Raw genomic sequence first — 16752 nt, 5'->3', positions numbered from 1 at the left:
ATCCGGTTCATGGTCGTTCCCTGGCGTAACCGGGCGCGCCGCGCGGTCGAGACCCGGTTGCGCGACGGGCTGCGCACCTCCAACGGCGACGCCCGGCCGCACTACATCGTGTGTGGCAACGATGCCCTCGCGTACCACCTCGTCAACGCCCTCGGCCCGGTGACGGTGCGGGTGACCGTCGTGGTGCCGCAACGCCGGCACCCCACCGCACCCGACATCACGAAGATCCGCGGCATCCGGGTGATCCGCGCCGACCGGATCGACGAGGCGGCGCTGCGCGACGCGGGCCTGGAAACGGCCGCCGGTCTCGCGCTCATGCAGCAGGACGACGTCGGCAACATCCACGCCGCGCTCACCGCGCACGAGCTCGCCCCCCGGGTGCGCGTCGTGATGCGGATGTTCAACACCAGCCTCGGGTACGGCGTGAAGCGGCTCCTCGGCGACTGCGAGGTGCTCTCCGACGCGGCGATGGCCGCGCCCACGTTCGTCGCCGCGGCCCTGGGGGAGGTGGCGCCGACCAACTTCCACCACTACGGCCGCACCCTGGTGGTGGCCCGCCGGGCCGACGTACGACCGGAGCAGGTGGTCTGTGGCATCGCCGACACCACCGACCAGGCCCGGATGGTGATGCTGCCCGACCCGGAGCGGGCCGATCTCGTGCTCGCGGAGGCCACCGGCACGCAGCCGGCCACCGAGATCGCCGCCAACCGGATCGCCCGCGCCCGCCGCTTCCGCCGCCCGCTCTACGGCACCGGCAAGGCGCTGCGGTCGTTCCTGAGCCGCAAGATCGGCATCGCGACGGCCGCCGTACTCCTGGTGGCGCTGGTCTTCGGTTTCCTGCTCTATCGCTCCGGCGGCAGCACCCACCTCGACCCGTGGCAGGCCGTCTACACGACGCTGCTGACCGCGCTCAACGGCGCCGAGGTCGAGGTCGACAAGGGCGTCGCCGTGCAGCTCATGCAGATCGTGCTCACCGTGGCCGGGCTCGCCCTTGTCCCGCTGATCACGGCCGCCGTCGTCGACGCGATGGTCAAGGCGCGGCTGGCGCTGTCCGCCGGGCGGCTCGCGGTGCCGCGCTCGGGCCACGTCGTGGTGGTCGGGCTCGGCAACGTCGGCACCCGGGTGATCCGCCAGCTGCACAACCTCGGCGTCGAGGTGGTGGCGATCGACAAGGTGCCCAACGCGCGCGGTGCCGTGGTCGCCAAGCAGCTCGGCATCCCGGTCATCGTCGGCGACGCCGCGCTGGAGGAGACGCTGGTCGAGGCGTCGGTGGGCGACTGCCGCGCGCTGGTCGTGGTCTCCACCGACGACGTCACCAACCTGCAGGCCGCGCTCAACGGCCGGGCGCTGCAGCCCGACCTGCGGGTGGTGCTGCGGCTGTTCGACGGCGACCTGGCGCAGCGGATCCGCACGACGTTCGGCATCTTCCGCTCGCACAGCGTCTCTTACCTGGCGGCGCCCGAGTTCGCGGCCGTGCTGCGCAAGCGGCAGGTGGTCGCGACGATCCCGATCGGCCGGCACGCGCTGCTGGTCACGGTCGTGGTCGTGGCCAAGGGCTCGGCCTTGGACGGCCAGCCGGTGGGTGCCGCCGACCTGACCCGCGGCGTACGCGTGATCGCTCTGCTCAAGTCCGGTCTGCGACCGCGCTGGTCGCCGCCGGCCGAGACCGTGCTCGGGCCCGGCGACGAGCTGACCGTGGTGGCCCGGCGGGCGGGGCTGAGCTGGCTGATCAAGCAGGCGACGCCGCCGCCCGCGGTGCCGACCCAACCCGGCCCGGAGGATCCGACGATCGGCGACGGCAGCGTCGCCGGCTCAGATTGATTCCCCGGCCAGCGTCGGCACGTCCACGCCCAGGACGGCCTGCTCGTCGGGGCGGTGCACCAGCACGTCGCTCAGGTAGGACTGCACCGCGGCGGCCAGACCCACGTCGCGCCCGGCCTGCTCCGAGCGGAACCAACGGTGCTCCAACACCTGCGTGTAAAGCTCGGCGGGCTCCAGCTTGCGCCGCAGGTGCGCCGGCACGGCCCTGATGACCGGCTCGAACACCTCGATCAGCCAGCGGTGCGCCGCCTGCTGCTCGTCGGTGAGATCGCTGTCGGCCCGATAGGCGTCGAGGTCGTTGAGCAACGCGCGCGCCTGGTTCTCCTCGGCGTCCAGCCCGGTCAGCCGCAGCAGCCGGCGGGTGTGGTGGCCGGCGTCGACCACCTTCGGCCGCACGTAGGCCCGGCCGCCCTCGCCCACCGACATCGACACCTCGGCGATGTCGAACCCGAGCTCGTTGAGCTTGCGGATCCGCTTCTCGATCTCGTGCCGCGAGTCGCGGGCGACCTCCTGCTCGAAGGTCACCTCGTGCCAGAGCCGCTCGTAGCGGGCGATCACCTCGTCGGCCACCCACTCGGGGTCGATCGCCTCGTCGAGCAGCTCGGCGGCCTGCAGGTCGAGCGCCTCGCCGAAGATGTTGAGGCGGGCGATCTCGACGTCCTCGCTGCGCTGCCCGTTGGACAGCGACGGCCGCAGCGCGCCGGTCTCGGCGTCGACCAGGTACGCCGCGAACGCGCCGGCGTCGCGCCGGAACAGCGTGTTGGACAGCGAGCAGTCGCCCCAGAAGAAGCCGGTCAGGTGCATCCGGACGAGCAGCGCGGCGAGCGCGTCGAGCAACCGGTTCATCGTCTCGGGCCGCAGCGTGTGCGAGAACACCGCGCGGTACGGCAGCGAGAACTGCAGATGCCGGGTGACCAGCACCGGGTCGAGCGGCTCGCCGTCGGCGTCCGTCCGGTCGGCCACGATCGCGACTGCCTCGACCGCCGGGAAGTCGATGCGCTCGAGCTGGCGGAGCAGGTCGTACTCCCGCTCCGCGACCCGCTCGGCCGTCTCCTTCACCGCGTAGACGGTGCCGGCCAGCCGGACGAACCGCACGACGTGCCGGGAGATGCCCTGCGGGAGCGCGACCAGGTGGTCCGGCGGCCACTCCTCGAGCGGTGTCGACCATGGAAGGTCGAGCAACGCCGGGTCGATGAGGGCCGAAGTGATCCGCACGGGTTCAAGTCTGCACGGTGACACCGCCGCTACGCGTCTGACCGTGGCTCGTTACACAGTGGCAAGATGATCGGATTGTCTGGTCTGGGGTTTTTCTCCGGCAATGGCGGTCCACGTAGGAGCCGAGGGAGATCAGGTATGCGGCGGACTCTGGCGCTGGTCGCCGGTGCGTGCACGGCAGTGGTTCTGGCCGGCGCGACGGCGTACGCGATGACCGGCGACCGGACGACGCCGGAGCCGGCGGGCACCGCGCAGCTCGGCCGGGCGGCGGCGCCCGCGCGGGCCGACGCCGCCCCGGAGGCTCGGCGCGGTGCCGAGGCCGCGCAGCCGGTCGCGCCGCTTCCGAAGAGCGTCGGCGCCATCATCGACGCCGTGGGCCGCCAGCAGGGCGGGGCGCTGGAGTCGGTCGACCGGATGGTGGGCTACCACGCGGAGAGCGACGCGCAGACGTTCAGCTACCCGGGCGCCGAATACGTGAAGGTCCACTTCGACAAGCTGTCGATGCTGCCGGGCGACTACGTCACCGTCTCCGACCCGGCCGGCACCGAGGTGCACCGGATCGACGGCGACCCGCTCGAGGTGGTCGACGGGCTGCTCGGCAGCCGGCCCGCGGAGTCCGGCGACGGCCGGTGGGCGATGTCGGTGACCGGCGACACCGCGGTCGTCACGCTGCACCGGGCGATCCCGGACCCGCTGGGCGTGCAGGAGGCGGCCGGCCTCGGTGTGCGGGTCGACAAGGTCGCGCGGGGGTTCAGCGACACCGAGCAGGACGCCGAGAACGCGCGCGAGCGGACGCTGAGCCGCAGCGGGCGCGAGGAGAGCGTCTGCGGCAGCAACGAGGCCCGGGACGCGGTCTGCTACAAGTCGGCCGACCCGGCCGCCTACAAGAAGTCGAAGGCGGTCGCCCGGCTGCTGATCAACGGCACCGAGCTGTGCACCGGTTGGCGGATCGGCTCGACCAACCGGATGCTCACCAACAATCACTGCATGGTGACGTCGAGTGACGCATACGACACCGAGGTGTGGTTCGACTACCAGTGCGCGAAGTGCGGCGGGCACTCCGTGTTCAAGCCCACCAAGGTGTGGGGTGACAAGGTGCTGAGCACCAACGGGGACCTCGACTACACGCTGTTCACGGTGGAGAACTTCGCGCAGGTGCAGAAGTACGGCTACCTGACCATCGAGACCTCCCGCCCCAGGAGCGGCAGCGAGGTCTACATCCCGCAGCACCCCGGTGGCGACCCGGGCCAGATCGCCATGGCCAGCGACCGGGACGGCAAGGGCATCTGCGCGGTCGACGACCCGGCCTACGACGGGTACGGCGAGGACACCGACGTCTCGTACTACTGCGACACCGCGGGCGGTTCGTCGGGTTCGCCGGTGATCTCCCGCGCCACCGACCGGGTCATCGCCCTGCACCACTTCGGCGGGTGCCCGAACAGCGGTGTCCGGATCGACCTGATTTACAACCGGATCAAGAAGCTTCTGTGAAGGTCCGGTAGGCGGGCCGGACCGGTGATGCGCCGCGCGGATACCGTGTTCACGTGCACAACGCGATCACCGACCGGGCGACCAGGTTCCGGCTGCGGCCGGTGCGGCCCGCCGGCTGGTGGTTCGACGGCCTCCTGATCGGGCTGTTCGCGCTCATCACCGGCGTGCTGGCGGCCGGCGGCCTGCTCGGCCTCGACACCGCGGTGCGCGACTGGTGCGTGAGCCACACGACGCAGGCGACTTATTGGCTGGCCCGGGTCTTCAACTACCTCGGCAACGGCGGCCCGCTGACCCTGATCAGCCTGGTCATCGCCGTGTTCCTGTCGGTCCGCCGGCGCAACCTGTGGGCGATCCTGCCGGTCGTGGCCGCGTTCTTCCTGACCGGCATCGTGATCATGCCGCTGAAGATCTGGACCGAGCGGGCGGCACCGGGATACACCGGGCCGAACGCGGTCGACATCTTCAACAGCGCGTTGCCACCGGGTACGTACGACACCGGCTACCCGTCGGGCCACCTGGTCAACACGGTGGTCTGGTACGGGGTGATCGCGCTGCTGCTCGCACCCTGGCTGAACCGCACGGCCCGGCTGTGGCTGCGCATCGCCCCACCGGCGATCGTCTTCGTGACCACGATTTACCTGAACTTCCACTGGCTGACCGACTCTGTAGCCGGCCTCCTGCTTGGTGTGTTCATCGGCCGGCTGATAGACCGTGTGCCGTGGCAACTCCCGACGCGCCAGTCCTAGCCCGCCGCCTCGGCCTGCGCGACGCGATCGTCGTCGGCCTCGGCTCGATGCTGGGCGCCGGCGTCTTCGTGGTCTTCGCACCGGCCGCCGCCGCGGCCGGCGGCGTCGGCCTGCTGGTGGCCCTGGGCGTGGCCGGCTTCGTGGCGTTCTGCAACGCGACCAGCTCGGCCCGGCTGGCGGCCCGCTATCCGGAGTCCGGCGGGGCCTATGTCTACGGCCGGGAACGCCTGGGCGCCTTTCCCGGCTTTGTCGCCGGCTGGGCGTTCGTCTGCGGCAAGACGGCGAGCTGCGCGGCGATGGCCTTGGCGATCGGCGCGTACGCGTGGCCGTCGCACCCGCGGGTGGTCGCGGTGCTGGCGGTGGTCGCGGTGACCGCCGTGAACCTGCGCGGCATCGCCAAGACCGCCCGGGTCACCCTCGTCCTGGTCACGGTGACCCTGCTCGTGCTGGCGGCGGTCGCGGTGGCCGGGGTGGTGAGCACGCCGACGCTGTCGCTGGGCGCGGCGCCGTCGGCCCGCGGCGTGCTGACCGCCGCAAGCCTGTTGTTCTTCGCCTTCGCGGGTTACGCCCGCATCGCGACGCTGGGCGAGGAGGTCCGCGACCCGGCCCGCACGATCCCGCGCGCGATCCCACTGGCGCTGGGCATCGTGCTGGCTATCTATGCGGTGCTGGCCGTGATCGCCCTGGCGGTCCTGGGCCCGGCGGGCCTGGCGGCGTCGACGGCGCCGCTGGCGTCGGTGGCCTCGGTCGCGGGTTCGCCGGGCTTGGCCACCGCGGTCCGCGCGGGCGCGGTGGTAGCGGTCCTGGGCGTGCTGGTCGCCCTGCTGGCCGGCGTGGGCCGCACGACCCTGGCCATGGGCCGCCGCCGCGACCTGCCGTCGCCGCTGGCATCGGTGCACCCGAAGACCCAGGTGCCCCACGTGGCCGAGTTGGTGGTAGCGGCAGCGGTCATCGTCCTGGTCCTGCTCGGCGGCCTGACAACGGCGATCGCGGCCTCGAGCTGCCTGGTCCTGGTCTATTACGCGGTCGCCAACGCGTCAGCGCTCACCCTGCCGCGAGAGCCCGGCCGCTATGTCCCGGTCCGCGTGGTCGCGGCCCTGGGCCTGGTGGGTTGCCTACTGCTGGCCGCCACGGTCCCGACCCGAGGCCTCCTCGCCGGCGCCGCGATCCTGGTGGCCGGCACCCTCTGGTACGCGACGCGCCACCTCCTCACCCACCGCAGCTGAGGGTCTAGGTGCTACCGGGGCGGTTGGGGCCTTCGAGGTCGGGGCCGGTCGGGTCTGAGCCTGCGCGGATCGCGCGGAGGACCGGCCAGACGATGAGCAGGCCGATGGACCAGATGAGGAGGCTGGCCGCGCCGGTGAGCCAGCCGGCGGCCGGGTGGTGGCCCAGGCCCAGGACGGCGGCCGTCACCAGCAGCGCGCCGGCCAGCCCGCTGCTGACCATGAAGGTCACCAAACGCCGCCTTGCGGTCACATGGGCATCATCCCGGAACCGCGCAACCCGTGTGCGGGAGTTTCGGTCAGCTCACCCAGGAACCCGCGCGCATCACCCGGACCACGCGTAGGTCGCTGTCCAGGATCGCCAGGTCCGCACGCCAGCCCGGCTGCAGCGCGCCCACCGTCTCGCCCAGGCCGATCGCGCGGGCGGGGGTCGTCGCGGCCATCCGGCAGGCGTCGACGATCGGGATGCCAGCGCCGACCGCCTGGCGCAGGGCGGCGTCCATCGTCAGCGTGCTGCCCGCGATCGCGCCGTCGCGAGTCAGGCGGGCCACCCGGTCGCGGACCTCGACCTCCTGACCACCCAACTCGTACGCGCCGTCCGGCATGCCCGCCGCCGCCATCGCGTCGGTGACCAGCGCCGCCCGGTCCGGGCCCGTGACGCCGGCCGCGAACGACAGCGTGCCGTCGTGCAGGTGGACACCGTCGGCGACCAGCTCGCAGACCACGCTCGGCGCGCCGAGCAGCGCGAAGACCGGGCCCGGTTCGCGGTGGTGCGGTGGGCGCATGCCGTTGAACACGTGGGTGCCGACGCTCGCGCCCGCCGCGATCGCGGCCTGGGTTTCCGCATAAGACGCGTCCGTGTGGCCGATCGCGGCGATCACGCCGTGCGACACCAGCAGCTCGATCGCGTCGAGCGCGCCCGGGCGCTCGGGCGCCAGCGTGACCATGCGCACCGCGCCGCCGCCCAGCTCGATGAGGGCCGACAGCTCCGACGTCGACGGGTCCCGCAGGAACTCCGGGTTCTGCGCTCCGCAGCGGACCGCCGAGAGATAAGGGCCCTCGAAGTGGATGCCGGCCAGCACGCCCGCGTCGACCAGTGGCGTGAAGGCCGCCGTCGCCGCGCGCATCAGTGCGAACGGCGAGCTGACCAGGCTCGCGAACAGCGTCGTCGTGCCGTGCCGCAGGTGGAACGCGGCCGCGCGCAGCGCCGCGTCCGGGTCGCCCGTGGTGAACGTGTCGCCGCCACCACCGTGGTCGTGGATGTCGACGAAGCCCGGCAGGATCCACTGTGGATCGGCGACGTCCCGTGGCGTGATCGCGCCGATCTGGGTGCCGGTCACCTCGACCGAACCCGTCACCACGCCCGTCGGCGTCACCACACGACCGTCGATCCTCACGCCGCCTCCACCGCGTCCCTGCCGAGCAGGCCGGCGCCGAGGCAGCCCGCCGCGTCGCCGAGTGCCGCCCGGACCAGCGCCGGTTCGCGCTGGAAGGTCAACCGTGCCCGCAAGCCCGCCGCGAGCGGCGCCAGCAGCTGCTCGCCCGCCTCGGCCAGGCCGCCGCCGACCACGACCACCGCCGGGTCGAACAGCGACTGCGCGATGGCCAGGCCGTCGGCGAGCGCGTCGACGACCTCGTCCCAGGCGCGGAGGGCGACCGGGTCTCCCGACGCCGCCGCGGCCGCCGCCTCCGCCGCGGAGCGGGGCGAGCCGGCCAGTGCCGAATAGCGGCGGGCCAGCGCGGACGCCGAGCCCACGGCTTCCAGACAGCCGTGTGCGCCGCAGCCGCACACCGGGCCGCCGGGGCGGACCACGATGTGCCCGAGCTCTCCGGCCGCGCCGTGCGCTCCGGCGAACGCCCGCCCGTCGACCACGTGCGCGGCCGCGATGCCGGTGCCGATCGCGACGAACAGCACGTGTCGGTGGCCGGCGCCGGCACCGATCCGGGCCTCGGCGACACCGCCGGCCCGCACGTCGTGGCCGAGCGCCGCCGGCAGGCCGAGGCGATCGGACACCAGGTCACGCAGGGGTACGTCGCGGAAGTCCACGTTGGCCGCCCAGACCGCGATGCCGCGCTCCTCGTCGACCACGCCCGGCACCGCGATGCCCGCCGCCACCGGGGTGTGCCCGTCGGCGCGCGCCTTGCCGGCCAGGGCGGTCGCCACCTCGAGGATGGTCTCGACCACCGCCTCGCCGCCGGCCGCCGCGTTGGTCGGGTGTCGCTCCGCGTGCAGCAACTCCCCGGCCGCCGAGACCAGGCCGCACTTCATCCCCGTGCCGCCCACGTCGAGGGCGACGACCACCTCGCTCATCGCGGGTCCAGCACGACGGAGCGGGTCAGGTTGCGCGGCGCGTCCGGATCGAGCCCGCGGTGCACCGCCAGGGCGACCGCGAACCGCTGCGCCAGGATCAGCTCGGCCATCGGGTCAAGCCTGTCACCGGCGCCGACGAATCGCGCGCCGGTCGCGGTGACCTCGCCGGCCAAACCGGGCGGCGGTGCGCCGAGGGACCAGACCGCCCGGCCGGGCGCGGCGATCGCGATCGGCCCGTGCCGGTAGTCCATCGCCTGGTGCGCCTCGGCCCAGTACGTCGCCGCCTCACGGCATTTCAGGGCCGCCTCGTGCGCCAGCCCCACGGTCCAGCCCTGCCCGACGAAGGTGACCTGTTCGGTCGCGGCCGGGTCGAGTGGCAGCGGCGCTTCGAGCGCGCGCCGCGCGTCGCCGGCCAGCGCGGCCACGTCCTCGCCCAACCCGGCCCGGAGCAGGGCCAGAGCGCTGGTCGCGAAGCGGGTCTGCACGACCGACCGCTCGTCGGCGAACGGCATCGCGATCGCCGACCGGGCAACCGAGACGGCCGGGGAGTCCGGGTCGCCGACGATGGCCAGCGACGGGCCGGACAGCTCACCGAGCAGGTCGACGACCTCGGTGGTGGTGCCGGACCGGGTGATCGCCACGACCAGGTCGTACGCGCGGCCGCGCGGGAACTCCGACGCCTGGAACGCATCGGTCTCGCCGTGCCCGAGGCTCTCGCGCCGGGCGGCGTACGCCATCGCCATGAACCAGCTCGTGCCGCAACCGACGACGGCCACGCGCTGACCGCGGCGCGGCAGTTGGGAAAGGTCGAGAGCGCCGGCGCGCTCCCAGCTCGCCGGCTGGGTGGCAATCTCAGTCTCGACGTGCGTCACCGATCCACCCCCAGGGAAGCCTGCGCGAATCAGCTCGATAATCGCTGTTTCCGCGCGTTATTGTGCAGGAGAAGCTACCGTGCGGCAAGCGTGCGCGGATCGCGCGCGAGTGCGCAGGCAAAGCGTTGCTTGCCGGTCGTTTCGCGCACTAGTGTGCACGCAATTACAGGGACCGTGCCAGGGGGTCGATGTGGACCGGTACGCGCGTTGGAACGCGCTGCTCGAGCTGCTCACCGACAGCGGCCGGGTGAGCGTCGAAGACGCGGCGCAGCGGCTCAACGTCTCGCAGGCGACCATCCGGCGCGACTTCGACCAGCTCGGCCAGCAGCAGATGATCACCCGGACGCGGGGCGGCGCGGTCGCCAACGGCGTCTCCTACGACCTGCCCCTGCGCTACAAGACCGCCAAGCACTCCGCCGAGAAGCAGCGCATCGGCGCGGCCGCCGCCGCCCTGGTGGAGCCGGGCATGGTGGTCGGGCTCAACGGCGGCACCACGACCACCGAGGTCGCCCGCGCCCTGGCGGTGCGCCCGGACCTCAACTCCAGCGCCGACGGCGCGCAGCTCACGATCGTCACCAACGCCCTCAACATCGCCAACGAGCTGCTCGTCCGGTCGCGGATGAAGATCGTGGTGGCCGGCGGTGTGGTCCGGCCGCAGTCGTTCGAGCTGGTCGGTCCGCTAGGCGGCGCGCTGCTCCGCGAGGTCACGCTCGACGTGGCACTGCTCGGCGTCAACGCGATCGACGCGACCCTCGGCGCCGCCGCGCACCACGAGGGTGAGGCGGCGATGAACGCGCTGATGGTCGCCCGCGCCCGCCGGGTGGTGATCATCGCGGACTCGTCCAAGCTGGGCGGTCACGCGTTCGCCCGGATCTGCCCGATCGACCGGGTCGAGACGCTGGTCACGGACTCGGGCGCGACGGCGGAATCGATCGCGCCGTTCCGCGTCGCGGGGGTACGCGTCATCACCGCATAGCGGTCTATCCGAATACCTGCATACCCAGTACTGTGTGCGCGATCTCAGCTGCGACGAACGGGGAGCGCACGTGCCGGCCGTACTGGAGATATCGGGTCTGGAGAAGACCTACCGCAGCAGACGCCGCGGGGCGCGCAAGGCGCTCGACGGTTTCGACATGGTCGTCGAGTCGGGCCAGGTGCACGGCTTCCTCGGGCCCAACGGCTCCGGAAAGACCACCACGCTGCGCACGCTGCTCGGCCTGATCACACCCAACGGCGGCCGCATGACGCTGCTCGGCCAGCCGGTCCCGGCCGCCCTGCCGCGGGTCGCCGGCCGGGTCGGCGCGATCGTCGAGAGCCCGCAGTTCTTCCCGAACTTCTCCGCCCACGACACGCTGTCGCTGCTCGCCGACGCCGGCGGGGTGACCAAGCAGCGGGTGGTCGAGGTGCTGGAGCTGGTCGGCCTGCGCGACCGGGCCAAGGACCGGGTCCGCACCTACTCGCTGGGCATGAAGCAGCGCCTGGCCGTCGCGTCGGCCCTGCTCAAGAAGCCCGACCTGCTGATACTCGACGAGCCGGCGAACGGCCTCGACCCCGGCGGCATCCGGGAGATGCGCTCGCTGATGCGCGGGCTGGCCGAGTCTGGGATGACCGTCGTGCTGTCCAGCCACATCCTCGCCGAGGTGCAGCTCATCTGCGACTCGGTCACGATCATCTCGCGCGGCCGCCGGGTCGCCTACGGTCCGGTCGCCGACGTGCTCGCGCAGCACGCGGGCGGCGGCGTGACGGTCCGGCTGGAGTCCGCCGACGACCTGTCGGTCGCGGCCGAGATCCTGATCGCGGCCGGCGCGCGCGTCACACCCGACGACGACCGACTGGTGGTGACCAACGTGGAGAAGCCGGCCTGGGTGACCCGCACGCTGGCCGAACGTGGCTACTACGTCAGCGAGCTGGCGCCGGTGAAGGTCGACCTCGAGAGCGTCTTCCTGGAGCTGACCCAGACCGCTCCGGTCGCCGGGCAGGCCCGCCAGGTCGACGACTCCGCCGTGGTCGCGTCGAGCCAGGGCGGGTGGGGCGTGTGAGCCTGCCCAAGGCCGAGGTGCGCCGGCTGTTCAAGCGCCGCGTCACCCGCATCTTCCTGGCGATCACCGTGATCGGCCTGGCCCTCTTCCCGCTGGCCTTCACGATCAACAGCAAGCCGGCGACCGCGGAACGGCGTGCCGCGGCGGAAGCCCAGGCGCAGCGGGAGTTCGAGCTGGCCACTGCCCAGTTCGAGCAGATGCGCACGGAGTGCGAGGCCGCCAAGGCGCGCGGTGAGACCGGTCTCGACGACCGTTACGGCCCTGACTGCGGTGCCGGGTACGGCCCGCAACAGGAGTGGTTCTCCGCGCAGCAGTACATGGACTACGAGTTCAACTTCCGCGACGAGTTCCAGCCGTCCCTCGCGGTGCTGGCCGGCATCCTCGCGATGGTCGCGTTCGTCGTGGGTGCGTCCTTCGTCGGTGCCGAGTGGCACACCGGCGGCATGATGAACCTGCTGCTCTGGCGCCCCCGCCGGGTCCCGGTGCTGCTCACGAAGCTCGGCGTGCTCGTCGGCTCGATGCTCGGCGTGACGGCCGTGCTCGGGGCACTGTGGACGGTCGCGTTCTGGGCGATCGGGCGCTTCGACGGCCAGCTCGGCGTGCTCACCCCCGGCGTCTGGCAGTCGATCGGGCTCACCGGTCTGCGTGGCGTGACGCTGGTGCTGCTCGCCGCCACCATCGGCTTCTGCCTGGCCTCGATCGGCCGCCACACCGCGATGGCGCTCGGCGTCGGCATCGGCGCGATCGTGGTCAGCGAGATCGGGCTGCGGATCGTGTTCGAGCTGCTCCGGGTGCAGTTCGGCGACCGGTACATCCTGTCCACGTACCTGGTGGCCTGGTTCGAGAAGAGCATGACGATCATCGACTACCGAGCCTGCAACTTCGTCAACGGTCCGTGCACGCCGCCCGAGTACGTCGTCACCTGGCAGCAGTCTTCCGTGCTGCTCGGCGCGGTCCTGGTGCTCGGCGTGTTCGGCGCGGTGTGGTCGATGCGTCGACGGGACGTGACGTAGGGACGTCTTGATCACACTCGATGAGCGGTGCACGGGGGTTGCCGCGCGGTTAGTCTGGGTGCATCCCCACGTCGACGCGTGTGTCGAGGAGTGCCATGATGCCCGCCGCTGACCAGGCCGACACCAACGACGACGAGGCGCTGGAGTCCGTTGTGGACTCCACGCCCACGCTGAGCGAGCGCGAGCTGGAGATCCTGGCGTTCGAGCGCAAGTGGTGGAAGCATGCCGGCGCCAAGGAGCAGGCGATCCGCGACGCGTTCGACCTGTCCGCGACGCGCTACTACCAGCTGCTCAACGGCTTGCTCGACAACCCGGCCGCGCTGGCCGCCGACCCGGTCGTGGTCGGCCGCCTGCGCCGCCTCCGGTCGACGAGGGCGCGCTCCCGCCGTCGTTAGCCGCGACTCTGCGCGTACGCCTCGAGGCGGGCGACCTGCATCGGGTCGAGGGACGGGCGGACGCGCTGGCGGGCCGCGGTGACGTGTTTCGCGGTGACCGAGGTGGCCTCCAGCGACTCGCGCATCGCGGCCAGGGCCGCTTCGCGGATCAGTGCGGCGCAGTCGGCGGCGGAGAAGCGGTCCAGCTCACGGCCCAGGACGGTCAGGTCCACCTCGGGATCCAGGGGTACGCCGCGGGACGCCGCCTTGAGGATCTCCGTGCGGGCGGCGGCGTCCGGTGGCGGCACGAAGACGAGGCGCTCCAGCCGGCCCGGTCGCAGCAGCGCAGGGTCGACCAGGTCCGGCCGGTTGGTCGCGCCGATCACCACCACGTCCCGCAGGGTCTCGATGCCGTCGAGCTCGGTGAGCAGCGCCGCGACCACGCGATCCGTGGTGCCGCCGTCGGTGGACTGCCCGCGCAGCGGTGCGAGCGCGTCGACCTCGTCCAGGAAGATCAGCGTCGGCGCCGCCTCGCGGGCCCGGCGGAACAGCTCGCGGACCGCGCGCTCGCTCTCGCCGACCCACTTGCTCAGCAGCTCGGCGCCCTTCACCGACAGCACGTTGGCCTTGCCGCTGCCGGCCAGCGCCGTGACGAGGTAGGTCTTGCCGCAACCGGGCGGGCCGTAGAGCAGCACGCCGCGCGGCGGGCGCACGCCGAGCCTCGCGAACGTGTCCGGGTACGTCAGCGGCCACAGCACCGACTCGGTCAGCACCTCCTTGACCGCCACGAGGTCGCCGACGTCGTCGAGGGTGAGCCCGGAGAGCTCCAGTGTGGACGACGCCATCGAGGTCGGCCGGACCACTTCCAGCGCGGCGGCGAAGTCGGCGGCCGCGACCACCGGCGCCTCCGCTTCGCGTTGCCGCAACGCCGCGCGCACGCCGGCCTCGCGGACCAGTGCGGCGAGGTCGGCGGCGACGAACCCGGGTGTACGCGCGGCCACGTCGTCGAGCTGCACGTCCTCGGCCAGCGGGGTGGCCCGGGTGAACACCGCGAGCTGCTCGCGGCGCATCGCCTGGTCGGGCAGCGGCACCGCGATCTCGAGCGAGAGCAGGTCCGGCGCGCGCAGCGCGGGGTCGATCTCCTCCGGCCGGCTGCTCGTGCAGACCACGGCCGACCCGCCCGCGACGAGCTCGCCGAGCAGCTGCCGGAACACGGTGGCCAACGGTCCGGGGTTCTCGCGCGGCGCGAGCGCGTCGACGTCGGTGATCAGGACGACCGTCGGCGGCGCGACGCTGCGCTCGGCGGCCACCGCCCGCAGCCGGGCCGCGGCCGCGTCGTTGGTGAGCGCCGCGATCTCCGGCGCCCAGACGGTCAGCAGGCGGGCGCCGACCGCGGCCGCCACGGCCCGCACGAGGTCGGACTTGCCGGACCCGGCCGGGCCGGTGACCAGCACGCCGAGCGAGACCGACGTGGCAAGTCGGCTGAGCACGTCGCGGTGGTGGAAGCCGAGGTCGAGCAGTTCGGTGAGCTGGTGTGCCTGGCTGCGCAGGCCGGGGAGGTCGTCGACGTTGGGCGCGTTCGGGTCGACGGCCTCGTCGACCACCGTGCCCTCGACGACCTCGCCGTCGATGACGCTCGAGTCGGACCCGGCCGAACCCGCGCCGCCCGGGCCGTCGCCAGCACCGGAGGCGTCACCGCCCGCGCCCGCAGCGCCGGATCCACCGGGACCGCCTGCACCGGCGCCGCGACTGCCGACGCCGCCTGCGCCCGCGCCGCCGTGTCCGCCCGAGCCTGCGCCTGCGCCTGCGCCGCCGCGCCCACCCGCGCCGCCTGCAGCCGCGCCGCCGTGCCCGCCGGAGCCGCCTGCACCCGTGCCACCGCGCCCGCCGGCGCCGCCCTGCCCGCCGGAGCCGCCTGCGCCTGCGCCGCCAGGTCCCGCGTCGCCGAATCCGCTCGCGCCGCCGCCCGGGAAGCCAGCGCCGCCGATCCCCCAGCCGGAGCCCGTCCCACCACCCCAACCCGGCCCACCAGGCCCGGCCGCGGTGGGGCCACCTGTCGTGCGTACACCCGAGGCTTGGGTGATTTGTCCGTTCTCCCAGCCGACCACCGTGTCCATCGTGACCAGCGCGGCATCACCCGGCGTCACGTCCACGACGCTCAGCAACGTGCTGGTCCAGGCGTAACCGACCCGGTTGGCCAGGCTCTGCCGCGCCGCCGCTACCAGCGACCGCGCGGCCTCGTCCGGCACCACGTCCTGTGGCAGCAGCGACACGTCGTCGCCCGCCGAGATGACCTTGCCCAGCAGCGCGAGCCGCAGCATCTCGGGCGACACCACCGCCACGACCTGGGCCGCGCCGCGCAGGGTCGCCCGCCGCGCCGCCACCACCGGGGTGGGCGAGATGGTCACCTGAGCACCGTCACGCAGGCCGAGATTGCCCAGCATGAGGTCGTCCGCGTGCAGCAGGCCGCGCCCGTCGGAGGGCTCGCCCGGCGCCACGATCCCGGCCGTGGTGCGCCGCCCGGTCAGCCGCACCGGGTCGCCGGGGCGCAGGCCGAGCGCGCTGAGCACCTCGGGGTGGAGCCGGACGATGCCGCGCCGGGCGTCGAGCGCCGCCGGCCGCAGGCTCACGGTCAGTACAAGGTCACGATCGGCCACCCCGCCGACACTAATCCGGATCCGGGCCGAGCAGCGTATGGTCGCGGCGGATCAGGTCGGCCAGCTTGGTCGCGGCGTCCTTGACCGGGCCGGGGGAGATCGCGACCGCGTCGTTGACCCAGCCGACCGTGAACCCCGTGCTGTCGCCGGCCGACTCGACGGAGATCGTCACCATGGTGTCCGGATGGCGCTCGACGACCCGGCGCACCGCCTCGGCCACCTCAGCCGCCACGGAGGTGCGCTTGTTGGCCGCCGCCTCGGCCCGCAGCCGTTCCAGTTCCTCGCGCCGTGCCATGCGGTCGAGCGCATCCCCGAACGCGTCTCTCATCCGGACCCGCCTCCGTCCCCGTCAAGCCCTCCCTACATGCCTCCGCGTTCGCGCAGGGCCCGATCCAACGCCCGGTCGAGGAGCACGAGCAGGGCGTCGCGGACCGACAGGCGTTGCCGCGCGTCGAACCGCACCACCGGCACGTGGTCGCCGACCGCCAGTGCCCACCGCACGGCGTTGAGGTCGTGGGTGAGCTGCCCGTCGAACGCGTTCACCGCCACCACGAACGGCAGATCCGCCCGTTCGAAGTAGTCGATGGCGAAATGACACTCGTCCAATCGAGCGCTGTCAACCACTACCAGCGCGCCGAGTGCACCACGGGTCAGGTCGTCCCACATGAAACCGAAGCGGGACTGGCCGGGCGTACCGAACAGATAGAGCTTGAGACTGCCGTCGATGGTGACGCAACCGAAGTCCATCGCCACCGTGGTGGTGGTCTTGGTCGAGTCGGGGTGCAGGTCGTCGACGCCGATCGAGGCGGTGGTCATCTCCGCCTCGGTGGTCAGCGGGGCGATCTCGGAGATCGCGCCGACCGTGGTGGTCTTGCCGACGCCGAAGCCGCCGGCAATGACGATCTTGACGGGAATGGGTGCGCGGCGGCGCTTCACCGGCGGGCCGACCACGCGCGCGTCGACGGCCGGCACCGTCGGGCCGATGTGGTG

The 16752-nt window shown here is 72.8% G+C and carries 15 protein-coding genes and 1 pseudogene; 8 read left to right on the top strand and 8 right to left on the bottom strand.

Translation table 11 applies throughout. From position 1 onward, the window contains the following. The first annotated feature begins 9 nt into the window (after positions 1 to 9). Complete coding sequence (locus tag Air01nite_RS15055; RefSeq protein ID WP_203702904.1) at positions 10 to 1821, top strand: NAD-binding protein; 1812 nt, start codon at positions 10 to 12, stop codon at positions 1819 to 1821. Here Air01nite_RS15055 and Air01nite_RS15050 read toward each other — a convergent pair. After that, positions 1813 to 3036, bottom strand: a complete 1224-nt coding sequence (locus Air01nite_RS15050; RefSeq protein ID WP_203702903.1) for a DUF4032 domain-containing protein — start codon at positions 3034 to 3036, stop codon at positions 1813 to 1815. The two genes, Air01nite_RS15055 and Air01nite_RS15050, sit on opposite strands and share 9 nt — an antisense overlap. Positions 3037 to 3174: 138 nt before the next feature. Between Air01nite_RS15050 and Air01nite_RS15045 the strand changes: the two genes are divergently transcribed. From Air01nite_RS15045 to Air01nite_RS15035, 3 genes are read left to right on the top strand one after another with little or no spacing between them, the layout of a single operon-like run. Next, the gene (locus tag Air01nite_RS15045) at positions 3175 to 4527 is read left to right on the top strand and encodes a trypsin-like serine peptidase (protein WP_203702902.1); all 1353 of its coding nucleotides are present in this window, start codon (positions 3175 to 3177) and stop codon (positions 4525 to 4527) included. A 53-nt stretch (positions 4528 to 4580) separates the two neighbouring features. Further along, positions 4581 to 5273 carry a phosphatase PAP2 family protein gene (locus tag Air01nite_RS15040; protein ID WP_203702901.1) on the top strand — a complete coding sequence of 231 codons (693 nt, stop codon included), beginning with the start codon at positions 4581 to 4583 and terminating at the stop codon, positions 5271 to 5273. Continuing rightward, a complete protein-coding gene (locus Air01nite_RS15035; RefSeq protein ID WP_275408202.1) occupies positions 5246 to 6499 on the top strand; it encodes an APC family permease in 1254 nt (417 codons plus the stop codon). The genes Air01nite_RS15040 and Air01nite_RS15035 overlap by 28 nt, the downstream gene beginning before the upstream one ends. Before the next feature lie 4 nt (positions 6500 to 6503). On the opposite strand, the gene Air01nite_RS15030 is transcribed toward Air01nite_RS15035, so the two are convergent. From Air01nite_RS15030 to Air01nite_RS15015, 4 genes are all read right to left on the bottom strand, one after another. After that, positions 6504 to 6728 (bottom strand): hypothetical protein, encoded by a 225-nt coding sequence (locus tag Air01nite_RS15030; RefSeq protein ID WP_203702900.1) that lies wholly within the window; start codon positions 6726 to 6728, stop codon positions 6504 to 6506. A 67-nt stretch (positions 6729 to 6795) separates the two neighbouring features. Beyond that, positions 6796 to 7893: an N-acetylglucosamine-6-phosphate deacetylase gene (nagA, locus tag Air01nite_RS15025; protein WP_239090722.1), complete on the bottom strand. Its 1098-nt coding sequence runs from the start codon at positions 7891 to 7893 to the stop codon at positions 6796 to 6798. Then, complete coding sequence (locus tag Air01nite_RS15020) at positions 7890 to 8807, bottom strand: ROK family protein (RefSeq protein WP_203702899.1); 918 nt, start codon at positions 8805 to 8807, stop codon at positions 7890 to 7892. Before Air01nite_RS15020 ends, nagA begins: the two co-directional genes overlap by 4 nt. After that, the gene (locus Air01nite_RS15015; RefSeq protein ID WP_203702897.1) at positions 8804 to 9679 is read right to left on the bottom strand and encodes an SIS domain-containing protein; all 876 of its coding nucleotides are present in this window, start codon (positions 9677 to 9679) and stop codon (positions 8804 to 8806) included. The genes Air01nite_RS15020 and Air01nite_RS15015 overlap by 4 nt, the downstream gene beginning before the upstream one ends. A 190-nt stretch (positions 9680 to 9869) precedes the next feature. On the opposite strand from Air01nite_RS15015, the gene Air01nite_RS15010 reads away from it, so the two are divergent. The 4 genes and pseudogenes from Air01nite_RS15010 to Air01nite_RS14995 form a co-directional block, all read left to right on the top strand. Further along, entirely contained in the window at positions 9870 to 10655 is a 786-nt protein-coding gene (locus Air01nite_RS15010) for a DeoR/GlpR family DNA-binding transcription regulator (RefSeq protein WP_203702895.1), read from the top strand. Between the two features lie 70 nt (positions 10656 to 10725). Then, entirely contained in the window at positions 10726 to 11718 is a 993-nt protein-coding gene (locus tag Air01nite_RS15005; protein ID WP_203702893.1) for an ABC transporter ATP-binding protein, read from the top strand. Beyond that, entirely contained in the window at positions 11715 to 12731 is a 1017-nt protein-coding gene (locus Air01nite_RS15000) for an ABC transporter permease subunit (RefSeq protein WP_203702890.1), read from the top strand. Before Air01nite_RS15005 ends, Air01nite_RS15000 begins: the two co-directional genes overlap by 4 nt. 158 nt (positions 12732 to 12889) lie before the next feature. Beyond that, positions 12890 to 13126 (top strand): annotated as a pseudogene (locus Air01nite_RS14995) (DUF3263 domain-containing protein); the annotation flags it as partial. Here Air01nite_RS14995 and Air01nite_RS14990 read toward each other — a convergent pair. The 3 genes from Air01nite_RS14990 to Air01nite_RS14975 are packed head-to-tail and all read right to left on the bottom strand — an operon-like array spanning position 13123 to position 16734. Beyond that, the gene (locus tag Air01nite_RS14990) at positions 13123 to 15762 is read right to left on the bottom strand and encodes an AAA family ATPase (protein ID WP_239090721.1); all 2640 of its coding nucleotides are present in this window, start codon (positions 15760 to 15762) and stop codon (positions 13123 to 13125) included. The pseudogene Air01nite_RS14995 and the gene Air01nite_RS14990 overlap by 4 nt on opposite strands. Positions 15763 to 15772: 10 nt before the next feature. Next, positions 15773 to 16090: a hypothetical protein gene (locus Air01nite_RS14980; protein ID WP_203702886.1), complete on the bottom strand. Its 318-nt coding sequence runs from the start codon at positions 16088 to 16090 to the stop codon at positions 15773 to 15775. A 32-nt stretch (positions 16091 to 16122) separates the two neighbouring features. Next, positions 16123 to 16734, bottom strand: coding sequence for a GTP-binding protein (locus Air01nite_RS14975; RefSeq protein WP_203702980.1), 612 nt, complete (start codon positions 16732 to 16734; stop codon positions 16123 to 16125). Positions 16735 to 16752 lie beyond the last annotated feature (18 nt).

Source organism: Asanoa iriomotensis (genome assembly GCF_016862515.1).
Taxonomy (GTDB): Bacteria; Actinomycetota; Actinomycetes; order Mycobacteriales; family Micromonosporaceae; genus Asanoa; species Asanoa iriomotensis.
Note: the sequence above shows the minus strand (reverse complement) of the source record. Positions and strands in the feature narration are given on the sequence as shown.